The 25,823-nt window shown below is 54.4% G+C and carries 25 protein-coding genes, 1 tRNA gene and 2 pseudogenes; 12 read left to right on the top strand and 16 right to left on the bottom strand.

The window, feature by feature from the left end; translation table 11 throughout:
• The first annotated feature begins 63 nt into the window (after nt 1-63).
• The 3 genes from EPYR_RS15070 (at nt 64) to EPYR_RS15060 (ending at nt 2,903) form a co-directional block, all read left to right on the top strand.
• Nucleotides 64-1,044 carry an ArdC family protein gene (locus EPYR_RS15070; RefSeq protein ID WP_012666835.1) on the top strand — a complete coding sequence of 327 codons (981 nt, stop codon included), beginning with the start codon at nt 64-66 and terminating at the stop codon, nt 1,042-1,044.
• A gap of 96 nt (nt 1,045-1,140) precedes the next feature.
• Entirely contained in the window at nt 1,141-2,082 is a 942-nt protein-coding gene (locus EPYR_RS15065; RefSeq protein ID WP_012666836.1) for a DUF1281 domain-containing protein, read from the top strand.
• 95 nt (nt 2,083-2,177) lie between these two features.
• Nucleotides 2,178-2,903: a DNA methyltransferase family protein gene (locus EPYR_RS15060; RefSeq protein WP_012666837.1), complete on the top strand. Its 726-nt coding sequence runs from the start codon at nt 2,178-2,180 to the stop codon at nt 2,901-2,903.
• Nucleotides 2,904-3,023: 120 nt separating this feature from the next.
• Here EPYR_RS15060 and EPYR_RS15055 read toward each other — a convergent pair whose 3' ends face one another.
• Nucleotides 3,024-3,584: a hypothetical protein gene (locus tag EPYR_RS15055; protein ID WP_012666838.1), complete on the bottom strand. Its 561-nt coding sequence runs from the start codon at nt 3,582-3,584 to the stop codon at nt 3,024-3,026.
• A gap of 207 nt (nt 3,585-3,791) precedes the next feature.
• Between EPYR_RS15055 and EPYR_RS15050 the strand changes: the two genes are divergently transcribed.
• Both EPYR_RS15050 and EPYR_RS15045 read left to right on the top strand, forming a co-directional pair.
• A complete protein-coding gene (locus EPYR_RS15050; RefSeq protein ID WP_014539441.1) occupies nt 3,792-5,339 on the top strand; it encodes a TraI domain-containing protein in 1,548 nt (515 codons plus the stop codon).
• A 33-nt stretch (nt 5,340-5,372) separates the two neighbouring features.
• Nucleotides 5,373-6,332 (top strand): tyrosine-type recombinase/integrase, encoded by a 960-nt coding sequence (locus EPYR_RS15045; RefSeq protein ID WP_012666840.1) that lies wholly within the window; start codon nt 5,373-5,375, stop codon nt 6,330-6,332.
• Between the two features lie 276 nt (nt 6,333-6,608).
• On the opposite strand, the gene EPYR_RS15040 is transcribed toward EPYR_RS15045, so the two are convergent.
• Nucleotides 6,609-6,684 (bottom strand) — tRNA-Phe (locus EPYR_RS15040).
• 671 nt (nt 6,685-7,355) lie between these two features.
• Here EPYR_RS15040 and EPYR_RS15035 point away from each other — a divergent pair.
• Nucleotides 7,356-9,500: an ornithine decarboxylase gene (locus EPYR_RS15035; protein WP_012669239.1), complete on the top strand. Its 2,145-nt coding sequence runs from the start codon at nt 7,356-7,358 to the stop codon at nt 9,498-9,500.
• A 61-nt stretch (nt 9,501-9,561) separates the two neighbouring features.
• On the opposite strand, the gene EPYR_RS15030 is transcribed toward EPYR_RS15035, so the two are convergent.
• From EPYR_RS15030 to mutY, 4 genes are all read right to left on the bottom strand, one after another.
• A complete protein-coding gene (locus tag EPYR_RS15030; RefSeq protein WP_012669238.1) occupies nt 9,562-10,215 on the bottom strand; it encodes a TetR/AcrR family transcriptional regulator in 654 nt (217 codons plus the stop codon).
• A gap of 583 nt (nt 10,216-10,798) precedes the next feature.
• On the bottom strand, nt 10,799-11,878 hold the full coding sequence (mltC, locus tag EPYR_RS15025; RefSeq protein ID WP_041474140.1) for a membrane-bound lytic murein transglycosylase MltC: 1,080 nt from the start codon (nt 11,876-11,878) through the stop codon (nt 10,799-10,801).
• Between the two features lie 52 nt (nt 11,879-11,930).
• Entirely contained in the window at nt 11,931-12,203 is a 273-nt protein-coding gene (locus EPYR_RS15020) for an oxidative damage protection protein (RefSeq protein WP_012669236.1), read from the bottom strand.
• Between the two features lie 10 nt (nt 12,204-12,213).
• Nucleotides 12,214-13,290 carry an A/G-specific adenine glycosylase gene (gene mutY / locus EPYR_RS15015; RefSeq protein ID WP_012669235.1) on the bottom strand — a complete coding sequence of 359 codons (1,077 nt, stop codon included), beginning with the start codon at nt 13,288-13,290 and terminating at the stop codon, nt 12,214-12,216.
• A gap of 244 nt (nt 13,291-13,534) precedes the next feature.
• Between mutY and trmB the strand changes: the two genes are divergently transcribed.
• From trmB to EPYR_RS14995, 5 genes and pseudogenes are all read left to right on the top strand, one after another.
• Nucleotides 13,535-14,254 carry a tRNA (guanosine(46)-N7)-methyltransferase TrmB gene (gene trmB, locus EPYR_RS15010; protein ID WP_012669234.1) on the top strand — a complete coding sequence of 240 codons (720 nt, stop codon included), beginning with the start codon at nt 13,535-13,537 and terminating at the stop codon, nt 14,252-14,254.
• Complete coding sequence (locus EPYR_RS15005) at nt 14,254-14,580, top strand: YggL family protein (protein WP_012669233.1); 327 nt, start codon at nt 14,254-14,256, stop codon at nt 14,578-14,580. Before trmB ends, EPYR_RS15005 begins: the two co-directional genes overlap by 1 nt.
• A gap of 129 nt (nt 14,581-14,709) precedes the next feature.
• A complete protein-coding gene (locus EPYR_RS15000) occupies nt 14,710-15,426 on the top strand; it encodes a YggN family protein (RefSeq protein WP_012669232.1) in 717 nt (238 codons plus the stop codon).
• Between the two features lie 228 nt (nt 15,427-15,654).
• Nucleotides 15,655-15,892, top strand: a pseudogene (locus tag EPYR_RS19570) (IS1 family transposase); the annotation flags it as partial.
• A gap of 161 nt (nt 15,893-16,053) precedes the next feature.
• Entirely contained in the window at nt 16,054-17,283 is a 1,230-nt protein-coding gene (locus tag EPYR_RS14995; protein WP_012669230.1) for a trypsin-like serine peptidase, read from the top strand.
• A gap of 83 nt (nt 17,284-17,366) precedes the next feature.
• On the opposite strand, the gene hemW is transcribed toward EPYR_RS14995, so the two are convergent.
• The 4 genes from hemW to EPYR_RS14975 form a co-directional block, all read right to left on the bottom strand.
• Nucleotides 17,367-18,503: a radical SAM family heme chaperone HemW gene (gene hemW / locus EPYR_RS14990; RefSeq protein WP_012669229.1), complete on the bottom strand. Its 1,137-nt coding sequence runs from the start codon at nt 18,501-18,503 to the stop codon at nt 17,367-17,369.
• The gene (rdgB, locus tag EPYR_RS14985) at nt 18,496-19,089 is read right to left on the bottom strand and encodes an RdgB/HAM1 family non-canonical purine NTP pyrophosphatase (RefSeq protein ID WP_012669228.1); all 594 of its coding nucleotides are present in this window, start codon (nt 19,087-19,089) and stop codon (nt 18,496-18,498) included. Before rdgB ends, hemW begins: the two co-directional genes overlap by 8 nt.
• Nucleotides 19,090-19,220: 131 nt before the next feature.
• Nucleotides 19,221-19,760, bottom strand: coding sequence for a YggT family protein (locus EPYR_RS14980; RefSeq protein ID WP_012669227.1), 540 nt, complete (start codon nt 19,758-19,760; stop codon nt 19,221-19,223).
• A gap of 8 nt (nt 19,761-19,768) precedes the next feature.
• Complete coding sequence (locus tag EPYR_RS14975; RefSeq protein WP_012669226.1) at nt 19,769-20,482, bottom strand: YggS family pyridoxal phosphate-dependent enzyme; 714 nt, start codon at nt 20,480-20,482, stop codon at nt 19,769-19,771.
• A 15-nt stretch (nt 20,483-20,497) separates the two neighbouring features.
• Between EPYR_RS14975 and EPYR_RS14970 the strand changes: the two genes are divergently transcribed.
• Nucleotides 20,498-21,505, top strand: a complete 1,008-nt coding sequence (locus EPYR_RS14970; protein ID WP_012669225.1) for a type IV pilus twitching motility protein PilT — start codon at nt 20,498-20,500, stop codon at nt 21,503-21,505.
• Between the two features lie 9 nt (nt 21,506-21,514).
• Here the strand turns inward: EPYR_RS14970 and EPYR_RS14965 are convergent, their stop codons facing one another.
• The 6 genes and pseudogenes from EPYR_RS14965 to EPYR_RS14940 all read right to left on the bottom strand — a co-directional run bounded on the left by EPYR_RS14965 (nt 21,515) and on the right by EPYR_RS14940 (nt 25,744).
• The gene (locus EPYR_RS14965) at nt 21,515-22,156 is read right to left on the bottom strand and encodes an NrsF family protein (protein WP_012669224.1); all 642 of its coding nucleotides are present in this window, start codon (nt 22,154-22,156) and stop codon (nt 21,515-21,517) included.
• Nucleotides 22,143-22,709, bottom strand: coding sequence for a sigma-70 family RNA polymerase sigma factor (locus EPYR_RS14960; RefSeq protein WP_012669223.1), 567 nt, complete (start codon nt 22,707-22,709; stop codon nt 22,143-22,145). The genes EPYR_RS14965 and EPYR_RS14960 overlap by 14 nt, the downstream gene beginning before the upstream one ends.
• Before the next feature lie 81 nt (nt 22,710-22,790).
• Nucleotides 22,791-24,029: pseudogene (locus EPYR_RS14955) on the bottom strand (protein-disulfide reductase DsbD family protein).
• A gap of 24 nt (nt 24,030-24,053) precedes the next feature.
• Entirely contained in the window at nt 24,054-24,617 is a 564-nt protein-coding gene (locus EPYR_RS14950; RefSeq protein ID WP_012669220.1) for a peroxiredoxin, read from the bottom strand.
• Nucleotides 24,618-24,758: 141 nt separating this feature from the next.
• Nucleotides 24,759-25,184 carry a Holliday junction resolvase RuvX gene (gene ruvX / locus EPYR_RS14945; RefSeq protein WP_014539434.1) on the bottom strand — a complete coding sequence of 142 codons (426 nt, stop codon included), beginning with the start codon at nt 25,182-25,184 and terminating at the stop codon, nt 24,759-24,761.
• Nucleotides 25,181-25,744 carry a YqgE/AlgH family protein gene (locus EPYR_RS14940; protein WP_012669218.1) on the bottom strand — a complete coding sequence of 188 codons (564 nt, stop codon included), beginning with the start codon at nt 25,742-25,744 and terminating at the stop codon, nt 25,181-25,183. Before EPYR_RS14940 ends, ruvX begins: the two co-directional genes overlap by 4 nt.
• Nucleotides 25,745-25,823: the final 79 nt, after the last annotated feature.

The following is a 25,823-nucleotide window of genomic DNA, read 5'->3' as shown; positions in this document are numbered from 1 at the left end:
TCACCGGTGGCGCATCGTCCGCCACCGGGACGGATGCGCCCGATACTCAGAGGTTGCATCCCCATGAAGAAAACCCCACGCGGCCGCAAGGCTGCATCCACTCAACGAACTGACCTGTATCAGCAGGTCACCGATAAAATCATTCTGGCACTGGAAAACGGTGTGCCCCCCTGGCGACGGCCGTGGCGTTCTGCACAGAACGTGCACGGCAGCGCGCTGCCGGTGAATGCCACCACCGGCCGCCACTACAGCGGTGTCAATATTCCGCTGCTGTGGATGGCTGCCGAAGAGCATGGCTATACCTCCGACCGCTGGCTGACTTACCAGCAGGCGAAGACCGCCGGTGGTCAGGTCAGAAAGGGCGAGCGCAGCGCGCTGGCCATTATCTACAAACCGTTTGAAAAACAGGCGCGGGACAACAGTGACAACCTGCTGTTCCGGGACGGTGAACCGGTAATGGAACAGCTGGCGATGCTGCGCCCGCTGCAACTGTTCAACGTTGCCCAGTGTGACGGCCTGCCGGATACGATACGGGGCGGCCTGAGGGAAGAAGCGCCAGAGAACAGCGCGGTGCTCAGTGCGGAGCGACTGCAACGGGTGCAGAGCATCGTTAACGCCACTGGCGTCAGCTGCGCTCACTACCGGCAGAACCGGGCGTACTATCAGCCGCTGTCCGACCGCATTGTCATGCCAACCGTTGCGCAGTTTGCATCAGAGGCGGACTACTGCTCCACGCTGCTGCACGAGCTGGTGCACGCCAGCGGTCACGGCAAACGTCTGAACCGTGTGGGTATTACCTCGTCGTCCAGAAAATTCGGTGACCCGGTTTATGCCTTTGAAGAACTGATTGCCGAAACCGGCAGCGCGTTCCTCTGCGCTGAGCTTGGCGTCATCGGTGAGGTACAGCACGAAAGCTATCTCGCCAGCTGGCTGAAGGCGCTGCGTGAAGACAAAAAAGCGTTTTTCCGCGCCTGCCGGTTTGCCCGGGAAGCATCGGAATATCTGCTACAGCCGCTGAACCGTCAGACGGTGCAGGCGGCTTAACTTAACCCGACGACTGCGGTCGTCATCATCCCCCTGAGGGTATCTTCCTCAGGGAGATGCCCTCTTTTCGTTTCAACCGTAAAGAGGAGTACAACTATGTTTTCATGGTGCCATAACCGTCTGGACATCACCGGTAAGTCTGTCTGCATCGATGTGATGCAGTCGTGGATCGTCGGCACGGAAACCCCGCGTTACCGCCACGCCATCCGCCAGGCCATAAAGCTGTTTCTGGCCGGCTGTGCCGGGATACTTAAACCGGTAAAAGCCACCACGTATCCGGCTTACCCGGCGCTCACCGCGTCAGGGTTGGGAGCGCAGACGTCTGCTAACCACGCGTTCCAGCACTTCCTCGAACTGCTGGAGAAGGACGCCTGGCTTGACGGTGCGACGCTTTCCCGCATGGAGAAAATCTGGCTGCAGTCCGGTATCGATGGGCTGAAGTGGGAGAATATTCCCCTGGCAGCGCGGCAGATAATATCGCAGCTGGTGGCGGTTCATTACGCAGACTGGTTCGGCGTCGCCAGCGGCGCAGGGCAGTTCGACCCGCAGGAGCGCTGGGATTCTCTCAGCATCATGCCGGAGACAACCTGTCCCTGCGACATGCTGATGGTGATGCCGTCACGTCTGGCGACGGAGCTGAACGGCACCAGTGGCCTGTTCAGCGGACTCAACACCACGTCAGAGCTCTATATGCAGCTGTTCGGCATGGAGTTTCCGGCGGGGCACCAGGCCCGCTGGAGTCGTGAGGATATCAGCTCGCTGGCGCTCACGCTGTCATCGCCCGGGTATCCACCGTCGGGTGAGGTGATGGGGCAGATGTCGTCGCTGTTTGACTGCGAAATCCGCCACTACTGGATCTCTCAAGATACGGGACTGTCGGGTTATAACTGCTTTGACCGTGGAGATCACGTCGACAGCGGACCTTATCCGTCTGACGTACGGGATGCAGCGACCGGCGGTGAGGGCGCACGCATATATCTGCTGGCACCCGAGGCGTCTGGCGCTGGTGCTGCGCAGTACGGCAGCGTCCGCGCATAGAACATACTGCCGGCTTATCCGGTCAGGCATACCGGTCACCGCGCAAGCCGTGGCCGTTTTTTTCACCCACAGGGGAAACACCGTTTCCCCTGTGGATGGTGTTTTCCTTTTTACCGGAAATACCTGTGAAAAACGCCATCAACCATGAGAATGCCTTTATCTCCCTCTTTGACCAGACTGCCCGTTATCATCACCGGTATCAGGTTTTTGAGGATTTCATCAGCTGTAGCGTTATCGCGCTGCAAAACGGTTTGCAGTTCTGCGACAGGCGCGAGCAAAAATATATGCGCATCGTGAGCAAATACCAGAAGCCGGATGTCACCAATATGGCACAACTGCTGGCGCACGTTGTCAGCGGCCTTGAAGAGTCACCCGGAGATTTTCTCGGGCGCGTCTTTATGCTGCTGGAGCTGGGCGACAAGTACCGTGGACAGTTTTTTACTCCGTGGAGCGTGGGGGTGATGATGGCTCAACTGCAACTCGGCAACGTGGAGGAGCAGTTCAGGGATAAACCCTTTATCACCCTGTCAGAACCGACCTGCGGCGCGGGCTGCATGGCGCTGGCCTTCGCCAGCGTTCTGCGGGAGGTGGGTTTTCCACCACACCGGAGGATGTGGGTATCGGCTACCGATATCGATCCGCTGGCGGCGGGGATGGCTTATATCCAGCTCTCGCTGTGCGGCGTGGCCGGAGAAGTGGTTATCGGGAATGCACTCAGTGATGAGCGCCGGCGAGTGCTGTATACGCCGATGCACTACTGGGGAGGATGGCCATACCGCTTGCGATCCAGGATAAATCGGGACAGCGCTGTTGCTGTGTAGCAGCGGTTTCAATTATTACTACATCAGACAGGTCGGGAAACCGGCCTGTTTTTTTTGTGGTATTCATCTTCAGCAGGTGATGGAGGCGCGGCTATTTTACTTTTGATAACAGTGAATTAGTCAGGTGCTGCTTCCCGTTCCTGAGGATTTCTTACGTATCACCATCACCGGCCATACCTTACGCGCAGGACTACGCCAGCGCCACTGGCGGAACAGGATCTCCAGCTGCATCACGGCTCTTGCCGCTGGCGTAAAGGGGACAGAGAACGCCCGACAGCGGAAGTGCCGGCCGGACTCTGCCAGATGCGCTTTCAGACGAGTGGCCCGGTTCGTCGTCAGCAGGTGGGATGAGACGATAACGGTGCGGTTTTTCTGCAGTGCCTCGCAGGTTGACCGATTCACGCTGGACCAGAACGCCCGGATCTGTTGTGCTGAAAGTCTTACCGTGGGTTGCCAGGGCGAAAGATGGACGTAAGCTCGTCCTTTACGACGGCTTGCCAGACTGAGGTGCGGACGAAACTGTCGCTCAAGCCAGCCCAGCGGCCGCAGCAGAAACGGCATGCAGAATATCAGCGGCCATACCAACAGCAGCCAGCTGGTGCCTGACGTATACAGGATGCTGACACCTGCCGAAATACCCAGCCAGATAATAAAATACGCCACGATGATGGCCTGCTGCATAGTCAATCCCCTGAAAAGTCTGCTCAGACTGAGGCAGTAAAGAGAACATCCTGAATGCCGGGAAGCAGCCGGAAACTGTGAAGCCGGGTCGTGGAATTTAAGCAAGCGGGATTTGTAGCGCCGGGCATTCCGGGTTTTCCATTGTCATTGCGCTGGGGTCTTTTAGCGTAGCGTCATTTTCAGGAGCCGAATAATGACGGGGCAACGATGCGCGGATTGAAATNGTTAACCGGCAGGAACGTAAAGGCGGGTGCGGGACGCCTGGCCGTGCCAGAGCAGTATGGACGCAATGCCGCTGATTCGGCAGGCTTTCATCCGTTAAAAACCGGCGCTGTGCTGCTACAGACGGATGAGCGTCGTCGTCTTATCCGCGTGCTGACTGAGAACAGTCCGCTGTCAACGCCGGTTACGGAAGCCTGGTGGCTGCGACCGCTGGAGGAGATGGCTGCCCGCGTACAGGAGTGCCCGGCGGCCTGGAACGGGCAATTTTCCGGCCCCGGCGGATTTACTGACCTGAGCCTGAACGTGGCGACGCGGGCAGTAAGACTGGTGCGCGGCATGATGCTGCCGCCGGGTGCCACGCCGGAGGAACAGGCAGAGCAGGGGGCTGGCTGGGCCTGCGCCCTGTACTGGGCCGGGCTGTTTCATCACTTTGAATGGCTCACGCAGATGGAAGGGGCAACGAAAAGCGGGCGACCCTGGTATCCGGGGCTTAACGTACCCGCAGACCAGTGGCGGGTGCGCCCGAAAGCGTCGCCGGCCGGAGGGATGAACGCCATGTATATGGCCATCCGCCTGCTGCCCGCAGAGGGACTGATTTGGTTGCAGAGGTGGCCAGCCATTTCTGACAGCCTGCTCGGTTTCCTTGCCGGAAGCAGGGCGGGATCTGGCCTTCTGAACAGTATCGTCAGCGACGCCCGCAACAGCTGCGGTTTTACCGGAGGCACGGTTACCGATGTACCGCCTCCGGCTGCAGTCAGTCCGGTCGTGACTGTTCCGGAAACGGGCCATACCCCCCCGAAACCAGATGAAAACGAAGCCGTGCCATTGTCCGGTGCCAGCGATGCGGTGGCATCTGAAAATCATATTGCCAGTGCGGTCCGTTCGGAAAATGAGGCGCATTCTGTAACGTCCGGCAACCTTGCTCAGGATACTGCGCTGTTGTCAGCACTGGGCAGCGAAGAGAGCATTCCGGCAGATAACGAAAGTGACGATCGGCAGCAGCAGGTGCCCGGCGGAAACCTGATGTCCATGCTGGATCTGATGGCAGAGGGGCAGCCCCTTCCGTCAGCTGATGAGGCACCGGTGCTGCCGGAGTCAGCGCCGGCAGGGGAAGAGAGCATCAGCGAAGTCAGCCGGCAGGAGAGCGGTAAGACGGAAATAACGGACGGCGAGAGATTTCTGCAGTGGCTCAGGCAATCCATCACTGACGGCACGCTTTCCGTTAACGAACGTGACAGCGTGCTGCACATTCTGGCCAGGTTTATTTTTGTCGCCTCACCGGACGTTTTTTATAAGTACATCTCATCCGCAGGTGATGATATTCAGGATAAACATCAGCTACAGAAAAGTTTTGAAGCGCTCTCTGTCCATCATTCACGAAATGGAAAGGGGCTTTATCATTACCATAAATACGACGCGCCGGATAAAAGCGGACGCTTTATAAAGGTGTCAGGTTATATGATTGAGACTAATCTTATTTTCAGAAAAGGGAGTTGTCCGCCGGACAGTATATGGCTTTCACCAAGAAGTTAATGCGTAAGGCATTAGTGAAAAAACGAGGGATTTATGGCTGATGTGATGACGTTTGATGATGTATTGATTGACTATTTTTTCAGTAAGTCTCTGCGTCCTGCGACAGAGTGGAGCTATAGAAAAGTGGTTAAGTCTTTCATCAGCTTTACAGGTAATGAAGTAGTGCCTGAAGAAGTAGATAAAAAACTGGTTCTGCAGTGGCGACGCAAGGTCATTATTGAAGACGGACTCACTAAAATTACATGGAATAATAAGCTGACACATATGCGCGCCATTTTTAACCATGCTATTACGCAGGGGCACATCTCTCAAAGGGAAAATCCGTTTAATGGCACCGTTGTCCGGCCAGATGTCAAACGCAAGAAAACTCTCAACGATGCACAGATTAAAAAAATATACCTGCTTATGGAGGCACGAGAGGCTGAAGAGCGGACGGGTAGGGTTGGCGCATGTAAGAATGCGCTAAGGCCTGCCTGGTTCTGGATGACGGTTGTGGACATATTACGCCGGACCGGGATGAGGCAGAATCAGTTGCTGCATATACGCCTCTGTGACGTTAATTTCGAACACAACTGGATCAGCCTTCGCCCGGAAGGGGCAAAAAACCATCGTGAGCACCGTGTGCCCATCACAACACACCTGCGACCACGACTGGAAAGGCTTTATGACCAGTCAGTCGGGCGGGGGGCAAAGATGGCCGATCAGTTATTTAATATCTCACGCTTTGACGGACGCAGGAAAGAAACCAGCGAGAATATGGATCATCCGCCTTTACGCGCCTTTTTCAGGCGTCTTTCTAATGAGTGCGGATTTGTGGTAAGCCCGCATCGTTTCAGACACACGATTGCCACGAACCTGATGAGCTTACCCGACCGGAACCTCAAGATGGCGCAGGATCTGTTAGGGCACTCCACACCGGCCGTTACGCTGCAATATGTCGAGAGTGATATTGAAAAGGTGAGGTTCGTGCTGGAACAGCTCGATGCGTCCTAAGGAAAATCTCAAGTCAGATCTAAGCGTTTGTTTATAAAAATGGAAAAAAAGAAGAGGAAAGCTTTACAAAATATTGACACTGAGAGAAGGAGAGGGTAAATACGTTCATGAAAGGTTTTTAATGGATGTGAAAAACCCGGAGGATGCACTAACATCCTCCGGACTTTTCAGTCCCGTGTTTAACTGTGGTGTGGTAAGCAAAGTACCATCATCAAGTTGGGGACCATTTTACATGCCCGTCAGGAGTTTAATCTCTTAACGAACAGGCTCTGAAGATGGTGCCCGGACTCGGAATCGAACCAAGGACACGGGGATTTTCAATCCCCTGCTCTACCGACTGAGCTATCCGGGCAACGGGGCGCATTAAACCTTATGCTATCCCAATCGTCAACGGCTTTATGAGAAAAAACAGCTCAGTTGCACCCTTTTTCACCAATCCACGCTTGGAACACCGCGCCAGTGCTTCCTCCCCCCTGTGATTGAACAGGCACAGATATCTTCCGGCGCGAGCAATTGCGGAAAGAAATTTCTGGCTATGGGCTGGAATTATCCGACTGGAATAAACCACCACCAAGAAATTTGAGTATGATTATTAGTACGTTATGTTTTTTTATAGGTTGATAAACCTGTGTGCGCAGGTTGAACCCGCCGTCAAAAAATGCCATTATTGCGCAAATTTTAACGCCCCATTCCATCCGTATACTGAGGTAGCCGTTATGGCAGGTTCATTGCTGCTTACCAGCTTCTTTAAACGACATCATACGATGCCGTTCTGCCTGTTATCTCGCCGTGATGTCTTGTTTATAAGCCGCCTTACCATGCGGTGAGCCTACCAACGCTTGGCTGTTGGCCATGAGTAAAAACAGAAGCGATCTGATTTTACTGATGTCTACCGGGCGAAGCGAAAAAGTATTCTGCTGAACACCAGGTTGACAACCTTCGCCGGGAATACGTGCGCTTGCTCATGTTCCTATTGCTGTGCCTCAGGCACCCACTCATCCTTGACCGCTTGGGATTTGTGCTATGACTCCTTTAAAAATTGCAGCCAGCACCACCGTGGCTATTCACCTTCGCACCGGGCGTGAAGTCGTTACGCTGGATAACACTGATTTCACCGACGTGGCGGCAGTGGTGCTCTCCGTCAGTGACTCTCGATCCGGCATGTTGGCGCTGTTGCGCCATACCGGTTTTAACCTGCCGGTATTTATTGCGCTGGACGATATCGCGCAGGCGGTGGACTTACCGCAGGTTGATGGCGTGCTGGACGGTGATGCAAATGATGCTGTGCTGCTGGAGTCTGCGGCTGCAGAGTACCAGTCAAAACTGCTGCCACCGTTCTTTCAGACGCTGACTAAATATGTGGCGATGGAGAACAGCACTTTTGCCTGCCCGGGCCACCAGGGCGGCGCCTTTTTTAAAAAACACCCGGCGGGACGCCAGTTTTTCGACTTCTTCGGTGAGAATGTTTTTCGTGCCGATATGTGCAACGCCGATGTGAAACTGGGTGATTTACTGATCCACGAAGGCTCTGCTAAACATGCGCAGAAGTTTGCCGCACGGGTATTTAATGCTGATAAAACCTACTTTGTGCTGAACGGGACTTCCAGCGCGAACAAAGTGGTGACCAATGCGCTGTTGACGCGTGGCGATCTGGTGTTGTTTGACCGCAATAACCATAAATCAAACCATCATGGTGCGCTAATCCAGGCGGGAGCCACACCTGTCTATCTTGAAACCGCGCGTAATCCGTTCGGATTTATCGGTGGTATCGATGCGCACTGCTTTGATGAAGGCTGGATCCGTCAGCAGCTTGCCCAGGTCGCAGCGGATCGTGCCGATGATGCACGCCCGTTCCGCCTGGCGGTGATCCAGCTTGGCACCTACGACGGTACGGTTTACAACGCCCGTAAGGTGATCGACAGCATTGGCCACCTGTGCGACTACATTCTCTTTGACTCGGCGTGGGTCGGTTATGAGCAGTTTATTCCGGTGATGGAAGCCTGTTCACCGCTGCTGCTCGACCTGCAACCGGGCGATCCCGGTATTTTCGTCACGCAATCGGTGCACAAGCAGCAGGCCGGGTTCTCACAGACCTCTCAGATCCATAAAAAAGATAACCATATACGCGGACAGCAACGTTTTTGTAGCCATAAGCGCCTGAATAACGCTTTTATGCTGCATGCCTCTACCAGCCCTTTCTATCCGCTGTTTGCCGCGCTGGATATTAACGCCAAAATACATCAGGGCGAGGCTGGCCGGCGCTTGTGGCATGAATGTGTGATGCTGGGTATTGATACGCGTAAAGCCATTCTTGAGCACTGTGCAATGATTAAGCCATTTATACCTGATGAAGTTGATGGGCAGCCGTGGCAGAACGCACCCAGCGCGATAATCGCCAGCGATGCGCGTTATTTTAGCTTTGCCCCAGGCGCGCAGTGGCATGGTTTTGCAGGCTATGAGAAAGATCAGTACAGGGTCGATCCCTGTAAGCTGCTGCTAACCACGCCGGGCATCAACGCCGCCAGCGGTGAATATGCCTCATTTGGTATTCCGGCCACTATTCTGGCCAACTATCTGCGCGAGAATGGCGTGGTGCCGGAGAAGTGCGATCTGAATTCCATTCTGTTCCTGCTGACCCCAGCGGAGAGCGCAGATAAGATGGCACGGCTGGTGGCGAAGCTGGCGCAGTTTGAACAGCACATTAAAGACGATGCGTTGCTACGCGATGTGCTGCCGACTATTTATCGTAAAAATGCGGCGCGTTATGAAGGTTACACCTTGCGCCGTCTGTGCCAGGAGATGCACGACCTGTATGTCAGCCACGAGGTTAAGGATCTGCAAAAGGCGATGTTCCGCCAACAAAGCCTGCCGAAAATAGCGATGAACCCGCAGGATGCCAACATCGAATTTATTCGCGGCAACGTCGAACTGGTGCCCATTTCTCAGGCTGCAGGGCGTATTGCGGCTGAAGGCGCACTGCCTTATCCACCGGGCGTGCTGTGCGTGGTACCCGGCGAGATATGGGGCGGGGCGGTTCAGCGCTACTTTTTGGCGCTGGAAGAGGGGCTAAATCTGCTGCCGGGCTTCTCACCGGAGTTGCAGGGCGTCTATGCGGTTGCCGATGAAAAGGGCATTAAGCACCTGCAAGGTTATGCGATCGTCGAATAGGCTGGTATGGGGCGACCGAAGAGGTCGCCCCTTTATGGAGATGTGAAAAGTCCCGGCCTGTTTATCCTGTTGCCAGCACATCCTCCCGTGCCTGGCGCACGATTGCTCTGGCAACCCACTTACCTATATCCTGCAGCTCGTCGTTATCACAGCCCCAGACGTCTTTCATCACCAGAAAAATCTCAGAGCCGTATATCAGTGATAATGCACGCACTACGCGGTCGATTAGCTGCGGCGTTAGCTCGTCGTTAAGCGGCTGCGTGACCAGCTTAAGAACCGCTTCGCGATTACCGCGCACCAGCTTCTCTTTTAACGGAGGAGCATCGGCGGACTGCGACTGCGCCCACTGCGTCAAAGACAGATGCAGTGCGGCACGCAGCGTGCCTTCATGCTTTAGCATATGTGGAAATGCGAAGCTCAATAATTCGTTTATGCGTGCAATGACATCCTGATGCGCGGGCTGCCAGTCTGCCATCGGGCTTAATGTTGCAGCAACAATGGCGGAAACCAGCGCACTTTGCGTGGGGAAGTAACGATAGGCGGTGGCGCGTGACAGCCGTGCTTCATGCGCGACTTCCGTTATTGAAGGAAAGGCACCGCTGTCAAAAAGCCTTATTGCGGTGTCAATCAGCAAGTGACGTGTTCTGGCGCGTGTTCTCGTTAATACCAGAATGCTGGCAGAATCCCTCTGTTCCACGTTAACCTCATTTTCCATTTAAGTCAGTCTGTCCTAAGAACGGTAGTCAGTACCACATCACTTACGGCGGTGATTGTCGGAATGTTAGTGCCTGCTACCCGGAATGGTATAAGTAGTAAAGATCATTGCCATACTCACATTACATTTAAAATATTTATCTTTATTTATTACTAAAACGTGAGGTTCGTCTAATGATTTCTTCACGTTATCAATGTCTTTTTTGTTTTAATCCTTCCATTTCAATGTTTTATTATATTAACTGGTGGAAGGGTAAAGCGCGGATCCCGATGATACAGGATTTTTTCAGTCTAATCCTACAACAGATACTAAACTAAAATAACGGTTTTTCTGCGAATAACTGATATTGTGCGCCAATCAATGGTGGTGACAATGAACATGTTCAGCCCCAGCCTGGCTGTGCTTCTATCCACAATATTCCGCCGGGCAGTCAGCTGCTTTCCGTGTGGGTAGCCGTGAATGCCCGCAACGCCGGTATGCAGGACTCACCGGCATATAAATATATCGGGTTGGGCTGGCGCTAAGTGGATTTTGGCGGACCTGAACTACCGATCCGCCAGGATAAAAAAGAGGTGGGTTATCACTAGTAGCGGTGGTAGCCCTTCTGTGCGTTGTTCACCTTGTACAGGTAACGACGCGATTCAGCTGACGGATGCTTGTTGGTTAGCGTCTGGTAGACCTCAGAAGGGGGCAAGCTATTGATCGCGCTGAAAGCACGATCTTTATCGCTGGAGAACACCCGCAGCACGCTGCCCGCGCCACCGTTGTATGCGGTGATCACCGCATAGCGACGTGAGGTTGGGTTACTGATACCGGCAAGATAACTGCCCTGTAGCAGGGACAGATAGGCCGCTCCGGCATCGATGTTGTTCTCCGGGTCCAGCAGGTAACTGCGACTGGGTTTGCCCCATTTCCCCTTCATACGGAAGACGTCAAGACCGGCAGTATGCTGCACAACCTGCATCAGGCCCAGCGCATCAGCATGGCTGACCGCATACGGGTTAAAGCTTGATTCAATCTGCATGATCGCCAGGATCAGCGATTGATCCACGCCGTAACGCTCGGCGGCTTTGCGTACCATAGGCAAGTATTTGTGTGCGCGTTTGTCGAGATGGTTCGGAATCATCGGGACGGTAACCGACCAGATCACATGCAGGCCGGAATTACGGCGCTGCAGTTTGTTCTGAATCAGGTAGTCAGCAAAACTGGCGGCACGTCCCTGCCAGCGAATAGCCTGTCCGGTATTATCCAGTACCTGGCCGTACAGCAGCGGCTCCTGGCCTGTCTGAATATCGTTGGCGTCGGAATAGAGGTCGACGTCGCCGGGATCTTCACCGATCAGTAGGGTGGTAATGATCGCCTGGCGCAGGCTGGCCATCGGGTCAGTTCCGGCGATGGTTTCAATGGTGATGCTACCGGCGTCAAAGTTGATATGGCTACGCGTGTAGTACCCATCGCTGTACTTCACATAGTCTTTCGGGCCGGCGATCAGCACCTCATTGATCCCCCAGATATTTTCGATGTTGTGGGCAAACTGTCCCATCAAAATATCGAAAGCGTTAGTGTCTTTAACCCACTCTTCATGGAAGACGTTCTGTTTCTTGCTTGAGCAGGAGATCAATAACGGTGCAATAATTAGTAAAGAAATCAGTTTCTTATTCATTTTTTTGTACATTGCCCACAATGTATAAGGCCTCCTCATTGAGGCCCAACGCTTATTCTTCCGGCGGGGTATAACCTTCGATATGAACCTCATGGCCTTCGAACAAGAACTTAATCATCTCCTGTTCCAGCAGTTTGCGGTCATCAGGATTCATCATACTGAGTTTTTTTTCATTGATCAGCATGGTCTGTTTTGCCATCCATTTTGACCAGGCATCTTTCGAAATCTCATTAAAGATACGCTTACCCACTTCACCGGGATATAGCTGGAAATCTTGCCCTTCGGCATCACGTTGCAGAAAGGTACAAAAAATAGTTCGGATCATTACTCTTCCTTTATTCTGTTGCGCCAGCGCTCAGCGCCATTTGTTGCGGCTGGCGCAGCTGCTGTAGCAGGCGTTCCACCGGTGCGGCCAGCCCCACGGCGGGCGGCTGCGCTAAGTTATACCAGAGACCCGCGCCATCATCCATTGCCACTCGGGCAGAAGGCAGATCCAGCCACATGGGGACAATATCCAGGTGGAAATGACTGAAGGTATGGCGGAATGCATTCATCTGTTGCAGCTGGCCGTCATCGACCCCGCGCGCGCGTAGCGCCAGGCGCAGCTCGCACTCGGTAGCGTACTGCGGGAAGCAAAACAGCCCGCCCCACAGCCCGACCGGTGGGCGCTGTTCCAGCCACACATCCTGGCCCTGCTGCATCAGCAGCAGCCAGCCGGTGCGCTGCGGGATAGTCTGTTTGGGTTTTTTACCCGGATACTGCGCCCAACTGCCGTGTGCATAGGCAATGCAGCCGGTATTCAGCGGGCAGATTTCACATTTTGGCTTCGAGCGGGTGCAGACCATTGCGCCAAGATCCATCATCGCCTGATTAAACTGGCGGACGCCGTTGGCGGGAGTCACCTCTTCACTGATTTGCCACAGGCGTTTTTCCACCTCTTTTCTGGCTGGCCAGCCCGCTACGGCGTAACAGCGAGCCAGCACGCGCTTAACGTTGCCGTCAAGGATAGGAAAATGCTTACCCAGCGCCAGCGACAGGATGGCACCGGCAGTTGAGCGGCCTACGCCAGGCAGATCGGCGACTTCTGCGAAAGTGTGCGGGAAAACCCCGCCGTGCTTCTCCACCACGGTTTGCGCCGCTTTATGTAGATTGCGCGCGCGCGCGTAATAGCCGAGGCCGGTCCACAGATGCAGCACTTCATCAAGCGGGGCGGCAGCCAGGTCGCTAACGTTTGGGAAGCGCGCCATAAAGCGCTCGAAATAGGGAATAACGGTGGCGACCTGTGTCTGCTGCAGCATCACCTCAGATAACCAGACCTTATAAGGCGTTTTTTCCAGCTGCCACGGCAGAGTTTTACGACCATAGCGCTGATACCAGTCCAGTACCTGCTGTGAGAACTGTGATGCCTGCATAATGTCTGTTTCCGCCTGTCATTCAGATAAATCAGGCAGGGATTCCAGCACAGACAATAATCAGTGTAAACCGGATATTCACTGCATTTTATGAATGGTGCTGACGTGAAGGAACTCCAGCTTCAACTGCGGCTATACTGACAGCCAGCTAAACGTATTCTACGCCAGACAGGGTAGCCTTTATGTTTTCACTCCCTGAGGGCATAATGCCCGCTTTCTACAGTGCACAGTTGCAGGCAGAATCATGAAAAACGATGTTATCTCACCGGAATTTGACGAAAACGGTCGCGCTATACGCCGCATCCGCAGCTTTGTACGTCGCCAGGGCCGCTTGACCAAAGGTCAGCAGCAGGCGCTGGATCAGCTCTGGCCGGTGATGGGCGTCGAGTATCAGCCGGAACCGGTCGATTTAACCGCTCTGTTTGGCCGGGAAGCCCCGCTGGTGTTAGAAATTGGCTTTGGCATGGGCGCTTCGCTGGTCACCATGGCTGCCAACAATCCACAGCAGAACTTCCTCGGTATTGAAGTACATTCACCGGGCGTGGGGGCCTGCCTGGCAACGGCGCAAGAGGCCGGGGTGAATAACCTGCGCGTGATGTGCCATGATGCGGTAGAAGTGCTGAATACGATGATCCCGGATAACTCGCTGCGTATGGTGCAGCTGTTTTTCCCGGATCCGTGGCATAAGGCGCGTCATAACAAACGCCGCATCGTGCAGGTTCCGTTCGCCGAGCTGGTGATGCGTAAGCTGAAACTGGGCGGCGTGTTCCATATGGCAACCGACTGGGAAGCCTATGCGCAACATATGCTGGAGGTGATGAACAGCATCGACGGCTATAAAAATCAGTCACCAAGCGGCGACTGGGTTCCGCGCCCGGAATCCCGACCGCTAACAAAATTTGAGCAGCGTGGTCAGCGTCTTGGCCACGGTGTATGGGATCTGATGTTTGAGAGGGTTAAATAATGGCTACACAACGCAGTCGTCGTCTTCGCAAGAAAATGCACATTGATGAGTTTCAGGAGTTAGGTTTCGCTGTCGGTTTCACTTTCCCCGAAGGAAGCGACGAACAGACCATCGACAGCACCGTTGATGCGCTTATTAATGAAGTGATTGCCCCTAACGGACTAGCGTTTGACGGTAGCGGCTATCTGCAGTGGGAAGGCCTGGTCTGCCTGCAGAAAATCGGCAAATGTACTGACGAACACCGTGAGCTGGTAAAAAACTGGCTGGAAGCACGCCAGCTGGGTGACGTGAAAGTGACCGAACTTTTTGACGTCTGGTGGGACTGAGTATATCAGGATGCAGATGAAAACCCCGGCGGAAGCTGAAGCAGCGTCCGTCTGCGGGGCATGCACCATTGTTTAACCTGGGGTGACCGTTTTATCGGTCGCCCCTTTTTTCTATCAAGGAGTAAAACCATGCGCAAAATGCTTTTCAGTGGAGCATTGCTGCTGCTGGCCGCAGGCCAGGCTCAGGCAGATTACCAGTGTCGCGTTAACCCTCAGGACGACATTGTTATCAGCCCGCAGCAGGTGAAGGTGGTGGGTGCCAGCGGCAATCTGTCGATTTCACCTTCAGGTGACGTGCAGCGTAACGGCAGTCTGGTGAGCACCGACCCGGCGACCCGCCAGAAAGCAATCGACTATCAGAACGCGCTGCGTCGTGATTTAACGTGGATTGACAACGGCGCGAAACAGCGGCTGGAGAAAGGTCGCGTGGCGCTGGACCGGGTGATTGTTGATAAGCTGGGTCAGAACAGCAACGTGCGTAAGCGCCTGACCACGCTGGATAGCCAGCTAAAGCAGCAGATGAACCGCATTATTGAGCATCGCAGCGACGGTCTGACCTTCCACCATCAGGCGGTGGCAGAAGTACGCCAGGACGGTGAGCAGCTGGTGCAAAGCGCCCTGGGTGGCGTGGTGCAGGACAGCCTGAATGAGATGGGCACTAAATCGGTCGGCAATGGTGATAATCCGCTGCAGGCGATTATGGGCAACCTGGGGGGCTTACAGCAGTCTATTCAGGCTGAATGGAACAATCAGCAGCAGGATTTCCAGAATTTCGGTCATGAAGTCTGTAACCGCGTGATTAGCCTGGAAGACCAGCGCAAGGCGTTGATTGCCGGATTGAAGTGATAAGCAGGCGGCCTGGCAGCCAGAAATTTTTTACTGCTGGCTGCCTTTTCAGCTTATGTGGCAAGTGCAGAAAGAATTTATAAGAAAAACGTTAGTCATATGCCAAAACGGCAATTTATTGATAAAAAATGAGTAATGATTCTGGTTGGTTGGATTTGTGCATCAGGATTTTGAGGTTTACACATAGCTTGCGTTAACGTTCTTTGCCCCGTTGTGATTCTGCTTTGGTTTATCTGCGAACCGGATGAGCAGGGGAGCTTTGTCAGCAGCAAAACGCGGCAGCACTGGGACTGGTATGCATACAACACCAAAACAGGCGGCATTCTGGCCTGCACCTTTGGCCCCTGCATGAGGTTACGAACGGGCATAAAAAGCCTGACTCGTAAAACAATCTGATTTTCACGTCATAATTGAGTTGCATGAAAAGGTCACTGTGGCCTTCATCGAAAAGTATATTTACCCCTAATTGGAGTCATCGCCTTATTATTCATTAAATCAGGCGAGTTCCGATTTTTTATGTGAAGGGGAAATGGTAGGTTAAAAGTGCTTTTAGTCAGTACAGTATAAGTGCTGTATTCAGGCAGTAAATTCAATTAATTTCATTTTTTAGAAAAGGATGTTAAAATTATGATTTTTAATAAGTCAGTGCTAAATGTCCTGCTATTTTCCGGTCTCTGCAGCAGTTTTGTCTGCGCAGGCGATATAAAAAAAGCTAACCACCTCTCAAAAGATAATAATGAGACTCAGCGCTTGGTCTGCTATAAAGAGAAAAACCTGAAAATATATAATCATGGTTTAAGTTCTGCTTTAGTGGTACATAAATACAGTAAGGGTTCGGGAACGCTTTTAGGCACAGATAATTTATTTTTAACCAATAATGCAAGTGTAACTGATCCTGTTGGCAAGAAAGTCACAGGGAAAATATGGCTTAACTATCATCACCGTGATTGTAATGAGCAGAGTAACGAAATCAGCAGGAATGTTGTCGTTGAAATTGATCAGGTGCTGGCGTCCGGTGATGGTGGTCTGGACGATTATGCCTTGTTGAGTATTGATCCTTTTGATTTTAAGTATGCGAATGTGAAAAGGTTATTTGGTGGCCTGGAGGTCAGCAAAAATAATCCAGACATTGGTGAAGATTTATATATTACTCAGTATGGAAATGGTATTAAAATGCCTGCCCGTGTATCAGACAAGAAAGATGGTGCGCCCTGTACATTAATAAATGCATCCGGGGTTCTTGATTACAACTGTGAAGCCGTATCAGGGGCATCTGGCGCACCAGTACTTTCACAGGTTAGCCATAAATTAGTTGGCGTGAATTACTCCGGCCCTCTAAATGTTAATGATGTAAATCATGCAATGAGCGCAGAAAAAATAATGAATGAGTTATCCGCTTTCATTACTGATGAAAATAACCGTGAACAGCTGCCGCTCCAGCATGATATTGTGGCAAGACAGGCAACAATAACCCCAAATTCTTACCAGGGAGAACTGCTAAATGCGGAACAACCAGTATGGTTCACCAGCAGCGATCCAGAGCTAAAAATTGAGCATATGCAGGCATTCAGTCTTGCCACTTTTATGAAAAAAGACGAAGCAACGGGTGTGGTTAAAGAAGATAAAACCAGGAAAATGAAAATCTGGTTGCAAAATGAGTGTGGGGAGTACTCCATTGATCAAAAGCCCGTTTGTGAAATCCCCGGAAAAACCCGCCTTATGTATTCAGTAAATATGAGTCAACAGAGTGATGCTACCCCGTCAACGAAAAGGTACTGGCTGATTCTAACCCAGCATAATGAGCAGGGGTTGAAAGAGGAAGAGGTGATCACCTTCTTTGAAAGCACGGGTCAATAAACTTTGCTGTAAAGCCAGGCAGGAAAGGCCTGGCCAACCAGAGGAGGGCGCTTTTTCTGTGTCCTCCTCTGAATCTACTGCATCTATTCAGCCAGGAACAGCTCCAGCAGCGAGTTCAGGAACAGTTTGCCTTTCTCGGTGACCTGCCAGTGTTCAGCCGTTTCCGTCAGATAGCCTTTGACCAGCGCCGTGTCGATCTGCGCCCGGATGCTGTGCTCTGGCAGGCCGGTATAGCGCGTAAATTCGGCGCGCGGCGCGGCTTCCAGCAGGCGAAAGCGGTTCATAAAGAACTCGAATGGCTTCTCTGCATCGGCCACCTCAACACGTTTATCCAGATAATTACCGGCCATAAAGCCACGCGGATGGCGGGTTTTGCTGGTGCGGATTATCGTCCCGTCTGGCTGAGTCAGCTTACCGTGTGCGCCGCAGCCAATGCCGAGGTAATCACCGAAACGCCAGTAGTTCAAATTGTGCTCGCAGCGATAGCCGGGTTTCGCATAGGCGGAAGTTTCATACTGCTGATAACCAGCGGCGCTCAGTAACTGATGGCCCTGCTCGAAAATATCCCACAGGTCGTCTTCATCAGGTAAGCGAGGCGGCCTTGAGGCAAACAGCGTGTTCGGCTCGATAGTCAGCTGATACCACGACAGATGCGGCGGGTTCAGGGCAATCGCCTGGCGTAAATCGTCCAGCGCTTCTGCCAGCGACTGATCGGGCAGGCCGTGCATCAGATCAAGGTTAAAGCTGCGCAGGCCGAGGCCGGCGGCAAGCTCCGCCGCGCGGCGGGCTTCATCCGGGCCGTGAATGCGCCCGAGACGTTGCAGTTTGGCCGGGTTAAAGCTCTGTACGCCGATGGAAATACGGTTAATCCCGGCACGTTGATAGCCGCTAAAGCGATCGGCCTCGACCGCGCCGGGGTTGGCTTCCATCGTGATTTCGGCGTTGTGCGCCAGCGTCAGCCTTGCGCGCACGCCGTCCAGCAGCATCTGCATCGCCTCACTGCTTAGCAGGCTGGGCGTACCGCCACCGATAAAGACAGTACTGACATCGCGACCAGAGGTCAGGGGCAGGTCAATATCCAGATCGTTCAGCAGATGCTGCACGTACTCTTCGTGCGGCACCTCGCCTTTTAAGGCGTGTGAATTGAAATCACAATACGGGCATTTCTGTACGCACCAGGGAATATGGATATACAGGCTTAAAGCGGGCAGATTAACCATGTTTCATCGCGCTCAGCAGCAGGTTCAGCGCTTTCCCGCGATGGGATACGGCCAGCTTCTCACTTTTGCTCAGTTCGGCCGCCGTTTTGCCCAGATCCGGGACAAAGAAGATCGGATCATAGCCGAAACCGCCAACGCCAGACGTGGTGCGCGCAATCACACCCGTCCAGCTGCCGTGGAACACCAGCGGCGTGGGGTCGGCGGCATGGCGCAGATACACCAGCACGCAATGAAAATGCGCCTGGCGTTCGCCGTCCGCTACGGCATCCAGCGCCGCCAGAAGTTTGTCCAGATTCTGCTGGTCAGAGGCATTTTCACCCGCATAGCGAGCCGAATAAATACCCGGCGCTCCGCCGAGTATATCTACCGCCAGGCCAGAATCATCGGCAATCGCCGGTAGCCCGGTCATCGCCGAGGCGTGACGCGCTTTCAGGATGGCATTCTCGATAAAGGTCAAACCGGTCTCTTCGGCTGACTCCACGCCGAGTTCCGTCTGCGCCACGATATCAAGACCAGAGGCCGCCAGCAGGTCGGCCAGCTCACGCACCTTACCGGGGTTGCCGGTGGCGAGTACAACTTTTTGCATAGTAAATCCAGAATGTTTTCATGTGATCGACCGCCTACATCATTGCAGCAGCAGGGCGGAAAATAAATCAGCCCCGGAGGCTGGTAAAAATCAGTGACCGGGGCGCTGCAGTGACAGGGTTAAAGGGGATTTTAGAATTGCGCCCAGCCTGGAATATATTCCAGCCCCAGGAAATTAAGCATATACAGGACGAGGATCACCGCCATCGCCGAGAAGTCGATGCCGCCCATCGCCGGGATAATACGGCGGATCGGTGCCATTAACGGTTCTGTCAGCTGTAGCAGCACGTAATCAACCGGGTTACGTCCCTGGCTTATCCAGCTCATCAACGAGCGTACGATGATAACCCAGAATACCAGTACGCCCGCTGCCTTAACCAGCAGCACCAGGCCCAGATAGAGGAAAGTCGGGTCCGGGATAAACAGACGCAGCATAACCGGGACTGAAAGAACGCTGACGATAAACGCAATCAGCAGAGAGGCAGTATCAAGCGGCCCGATGGAAGGGATGATACGCCGCAACGGCTTGACGATGGGCTGGGTGATTTTCACCACGAACTGCGAAAACGGATTATAGAAGTCGCAACGCGCCCACTGCATCCAGATGCGCAATAACAGCACCTTGATGTAAATCGCCATCACCGTTGTTACCAGAAAGATCAACGCTAGCATGAGGTTCCTCAGTTGTTGTGTGTAGCGGCGGCGCTAACGTCGTCGCGCGCGCCGAAAATTGCGGTGCCAATACGCACCATGGTACTGCCTGCCGCAATCGCGGCGTCCATGTCGTCGCTCATTCCCAGCGAGAGGGTGTCCACACCGGGATAATCCTGTTGCAAATGTTCAAATGCTGTCGCCATCTGCTGACACACCGCCAGCTGACTATCATAGTTGTCTTGCGGTGCCGGGATGGCCATTAAGCCGCGCAGCTTCAGGCGCGGCAGCGCAGCTATCTGCAGCGCCAGCGCTGGCAGCTCTGCCAGCATAATGCCTGATTTGCTCGGCTCTGCACTGATATTTATCTGAATCAGAACATTGAGCGGAGCCAGAGTATCAGGTCGCTGCTGGCTAAGACGGCTGGCAATGCGCAAGCGGTCGACGGTATGACACCAGTCAAAGTGCTCCGCCACCAGACGACTCTTATTAGATTGCAGCGGCCCGATAAAGTGCCAGACAAGGGAAGGGTTCGCCAGCAGCTGGATTTTGTCTACCCCTTCCTGCACGTAGTTTTCACCGAAGCAGCATTGTCCGGCGGCGACCGCTTCTTCGATGGCGCTCGCAGTTTTGGTTTTGCTCACTGCAAGCAGCGTAATCTCTTGTGAAGCGCGGCCGCACTTAGCTGCTGCTGCTGAGATCCGCTGCCGTACTTGCTGTAAGTTGTGCTTAATCGAAGTCATAGTCAGGGAAAAAATATGGATATCGAGGACATGGTGGCCCTTAGTGTAAAGCATAATGCGGGGGATCTGCACCTCTGCAGTGGACATTCGCCATTCTGGCGCTGTGATGGGCGCCTGGAGGCGATGGCCGATCGGCCCGTCATACAGGATAAATGGCTGGAAAGCGTTGCTGCGCGCTGGCTAAGTTCCGCTCAACATCAGGAATTGACGCTGAACGGCCAGGTGGATTTTGCCCTTACGCTGGGCGACGGCGTGCGTCTGCGCGCCCATCTTTTTCGCCAGCGGTACGGGCTGTCGCTGGCGCTGCGTCTGATTGCCAGCCAGTGCCCGCCGCTGGCATCATTGCACCTACCGCAAGTCACTCAATCTCTGTTACAGGTGGAAGAGGGGCTTATTCTGATTACCGGCGCGACCGGCAGCGGCAAGTCGACCACGCTGGCCGCGCTGATCGACGAGATCAACCAGCGGCAGCGGCGGCATATTCTGACGCTGGAAGACCCGGTGGAATTTCTCCATCACAGCGCGCAGTCGCTGATCCAGCAGCGTGAGAAAGGCCAGCATTTTACCCGCTTTGAAGCTGGATTGCGTGCGGCGTTGCGCGAAGATCCCGATGTGATCCTGCTGGGGGAGCTGCGCGATGCGGAAACCATCCGGCTGGCGTTGACGGCCGCCGAGACCGGGCATCTGGTGCTGGCAACGCTGCATACCCGTGGTGCCGCGCAGGCGGTGGATCGGCTGGTAGATGTTTTTCCGGGCGATGAAAAAAATTTGGTACGCAGCCAGCTGGCGGGAAGCTTACAGGCGGTGATTGCCCAACGCCTGGTGGCAGCCGTTCAGGGCAGGGTGGCGCTGTTTGAAGTGCTGGTGAACGGCCCGGCGGTGGCTAATTTAATCCGCGAAGGGAAAACCCATCAGCTGCCCGGCCTGATGCAGACCGGCTGCCAGCAGGGGATGCAGACCTTCGAGCAAAGCCTGGCCGGGCGGCAAAAGATGGGGATGGTAGCTATCTCGCCGTCGGCCTGACCAGCCGCGTTACTGATCCAGGCGAATCCATCTGCGCCCGGTCAGCATGGTGAAAGCAATAATGGTTATGCCTGCCGCAAGGTGCATGGCGAAATCGAACAGATGCAGGTTAACCCCGTGACATAAAGACAGCAGCACAGATGACATAAATGCTGCGCTGCAGCCAGCCAGTGCCAGACTCCGGACGGGGCAGAGCGATCGGGTACGATAAAGGCACACAATGGAAATCACCATCATCGGCAGGCTGGCACTTAGCATAAACAGATAGCAGTGCACCCCCTCGCCGAACCTGCCCGTCGCTGCCGGATCGTTGGTTGACGAAGCGTTTAGCAGGTTTACAGCCAGCCAGAGGACGGCAAGCAGGGCGGCCCACCTGAGACCAGGCGGCTTGCGACCGGCAATGCTAAGACTAAACGCACCGGCAATGGTGCCGACACCGATGATAAACGAAATCAGCAGCGCGATCAGCGCGGGCAAAGCTCCCGGCTGCGACCAGTCGGTAAATTTGCTGTGAAATGCCCAGCTGCTGAGCATGCCGCAGGGAAGCACTGCGATAATCCAGGCGGCAACGCGCCAGCCTGTTGGCCAGGTGCGTTTTACCGGGCTTGCCCTGTTGCTGAGCTGGTCGATCAGCCGATCATGATTTCTCATGGTTACCCTTGCCGTACTTACGAAGATTGAGCATTGCGCGATACAATAACGATTTAACTGCAGAAACGGACAGATTACTTTGTGCCGCAGCCTGCACCAGGCTTTGTTGGCGCAGATGCACCATTTCCACCATCTGGCGCTGACGCAGCGGAAGGCTATCGAGACACCCACTTAACGCTTCACTTTCTTCGCTCTCCGCAAACTCACAACCGTCTGGATAAGCAGGCTGGTTAAGCAGCGCATCATCGTCCTGCACCTCCTGACGGCGACCAGACTGGCGCAGTGCGTCAATCGCCCGCGCCGAAGAGATGGCCGCCACCCATGGCAGAATGGGGCGCTGCGGATCGTAGGTATGGCGCACGCGGTGGATCGCCAGCAATGTCTCCTGAACCACGTCTTCAACCAGCGCCTCATTGCGAATTTTTTTACGCACGAAGGCCCGAATGGCGGGAACCATCGCTTTCAGCAGGCGGTTGTAGGCTTTTCTGTCGCCCGCCTGTGCGCGGGCCATCAGCGTGGGCCACGCCTGTATCTGGTTTTCAGCCTCTGCCATTGCCAACCCTGTAAAGCCTGAGACGCGCCGGGTGCCGACGTTAAGGTTAGGGTACATGGCGATGGTGATCCGCCCGCCGGCTCACGCTTTCTTTCCGCCAGCAGCAGCGTGTTCGAGCGCGGAGATAACAATCCGTGGCGTCAGTACCTGCGGCAGCACCACCGGTTTGCCCCCGTCGGCCGGATAAACTACATACAGCGGCAGGCCGCCACGGCCGAAATCACTGAGCGCCAGTTCGACATCGGGATTATATTTTGTTGAGTCGGCGACCATATAAATGGTGCCCGTGCGCGCCATTGCGGCCTTTACCGCCGGAGTCGACAGCGAGGAACGATCGTTCACCTGACAGGTGATGCACCATGATGCGGTAAAATTGACCAGAACGGGCTGACCCTGGCCTTTTACCGCGTCTACCTTCTGCGGCGACCAGACGACCGTGGCTGCGGCTTCAGCGGTCTCAGTCTGGCTAACCGGGCGTGAAAACGCCTCAATGTGTGCCAGCGGCGGTACAGTCAGCAAAATGAACGCTGCGCTGGCAATATGCATTGCCCAGTGGCGTTTTCCCATCATACGCCGCTGCTGCGCCTTGCCGTACAGCCAGGCGGCAAAACTTAGCGCGATGCAGCAGGCCAAAATTGCCGCCAGTGCCAGGGAACCCGCCTGGCGCTCCAGCACCCATATGAGCTAGGCCACCGCCGCCAGCATGGGAAACGCGAGCCCCTGTTTCAGCGTTAACATCCAGGCGCCAGGCGCGGGTAATACGCCTGCCAGTAGCGGGAAAAAGGAGATAAGCGTAAACGGCGCGGCGAAGCCAAACGCCAGTGCAAGAAAGATAACCAGGCTGATTAACGGCGGCTGAGTCAGCGCATAGCCGATGGCGCTGGCCATAAACGGTGCGCTGCAGGGCGTGGCGACGATAATGGCCAAAGCCCCGGTCAAGGCAGAACCCGTCAGACCGCCGCGAGTACCGCCCACTTCGCCTACGCGCTGCAACGAAAGGCCAATCTCAAACAGGCCGAACAGATTGAGCGCTGACGCCAGCATGACCAGTGCCAGGAGGGCAATCACCAGCGGTGACTGCAACTGAAACCCCCAGCCCACTGCCGAACCGCCGGAACGGGCCAGCAGCAGCGCGCCAGCCAGTGCAAGCATGGTCACCACCACACCAACCAGAAAAGCCAGGCCTTCTGCTCTGGCCTGGGCTGGCTTGTCGTGGTGACGGATCAGGCTAAGCGCCTTGAGCGAAATGACCGGAAATACGCACGGCATCAGATTGAGGATAATACCGCCCAACAGGGCGGCAGCGATGGCAGTCAGCATGATAAACCTACTCAGACAGGGGAGTTAAGCCGGATTGGCCTGACGGTATGTTTTGACCGCGTCGATCGCTTTCTGGATGTGCGCTTCCGGGTTTTTATCGCTATAGTTCAGCAAAATTTTGCCGCCAGGCGCAATCACATACGAAATGCGGTCGGACAGCGTTTTCCCATTGAACCGCATGGTACTCTGATATTCTCCGGCCACTTTTGCACCCGGATCGGCGGCCACCGTGAATTTGTCACGGCACTCCAGCTGGGAAAATTGAGCGATTTGGTCAACATTACCGGCGGTAACACCGATGACGGTCGCCCCCTGCTTTTTGAACTCATCGGTCGCCTCGGCGAAAGCGTGCGCTTCCAGCGTGCAGCCGGCGCTGAATGCTGCCGGGAAGAAGTAGAGCACCACCGGGCCTTTCTGCAATGACTGCCGTAGCGAGAATGTGGTCGGCTTCCCAGCCAGTGCGGCCTTCAACTGAAAATCGGGGGCTTTCTCACCCACCTGCAGGGCGGCGAGCGCAGAGGTGACGGGCAGAGTAAGGCTGAGAATGGCTGCGGCAGCCAGCGCGCCCAGGTTTTTTTTCATATGCATGACGATTTCTCCGGTTTGGGCCAGGCATGAGCGCCTGATGAACTTAACCTTAGTTTCGCTGATGCCACCGCAAAGGTTGCGGTCAGGAGAAAATATTTTTTTGCAGTCTAACCCAGGCTGTTTGCCACCGTCCTGCCATCCTTACTCATAGTGATTCTCAAACCAGCTTTCCAATATGATTACCGCAGAAAGCGAGTCGACGTTGCCTTTGCTAAGCGCACGAAAACCGCCGCGTTCAAACAGCTCTGCCCGTGCTTCTACGGTGCTCAGACGTTCATCGTGCAGGTCAACCTGTACGCCGAAGCGCCCGTGCAGGCGGTTGGCAAATTTACGCGCCCGTACCGTCAGCGGCTGTTCGCTACCGTCCATATTGAGGGGAAGGCCGACGACAACCCGGTCTGGCTGCCACTCTTTCAGCAGGGCTTCGATCCTGTTCCAGTCCGGAATGCCGTCCTGTGCTTTCAGCGCGTTCATTGGGCGGGCTGTGCCAGTTAACTGTTGGCCGATGGCAACGCCGATGCTTTTAGTGCCGAAATCAAAGGCCATTAAGGTTTGATGACTCATCATGCATGCCCTGCTTCACTGGCAATGTTATGAATATCGACGCCGATACTTTTTGCTGCCTCGCGCCAACGTTCAGCTATTGGGGTATGAAACAGGATATTGCTGTTAGCAGGCGTAGTTAACCAGGCATTCTCCAGCAGTTCCTGTTCAAGCTGGCCCTTTTCCCAGGCGCAATAGCCCAGCGCAACCAGCACGTTATCAGGCTGTTCGGGCGTGCCGAGGGTTTCCAGCACGTCACGCGAGGTGGTGATCACCGTGTTATCCGACACGCGAATACTGGAGGTAAACAACGTCTGTGCCGAGTGCAGAATGAAACCGCGATCCTCTGCCAGCGGGCCGCCTGCAAATACCGGCTTGTCCAGTTTTATGGCTGGATCGCGCGCGTCAGGTGAAATGTTGAGTTTTTTCAGAATGCCTTCGACCGTCAGATTTTCCATGGGTTTATTGACGATCAACCCCATTGCACCGTCAGTACCGTGCTCACAAATATAAACTACCGAACGCTTGAACAGCGGGTCCTGCAGCGTTGGCATGGCAATCAAAAAATGATGCTGTAAATTCATACTTAATAGTTCTGTAGTCTGGTTAACGCCCGCGCTAAACCGGCGGGCGTTAAAGGGTTAGCCGTGGGGCCATTGGCCC

Origin of the sequence: Erwinia pyrifoliae DSM 12163, assembly GCF_000026985.1 — a bacterium.
GTDB classification, from domain to species: domain Bacteria; phylum Pseudomonadota; class Gammaproteobacteria; order Enterobacterales; family Enterobacteriaceae; genus Erwinia; species Erwinia pyrifoliae.
The sequence above is the reverse complement of the archived record's forward strand: the minus strand, read 5'-3'. Positions and strand labels throughout refer to the sequence as shown.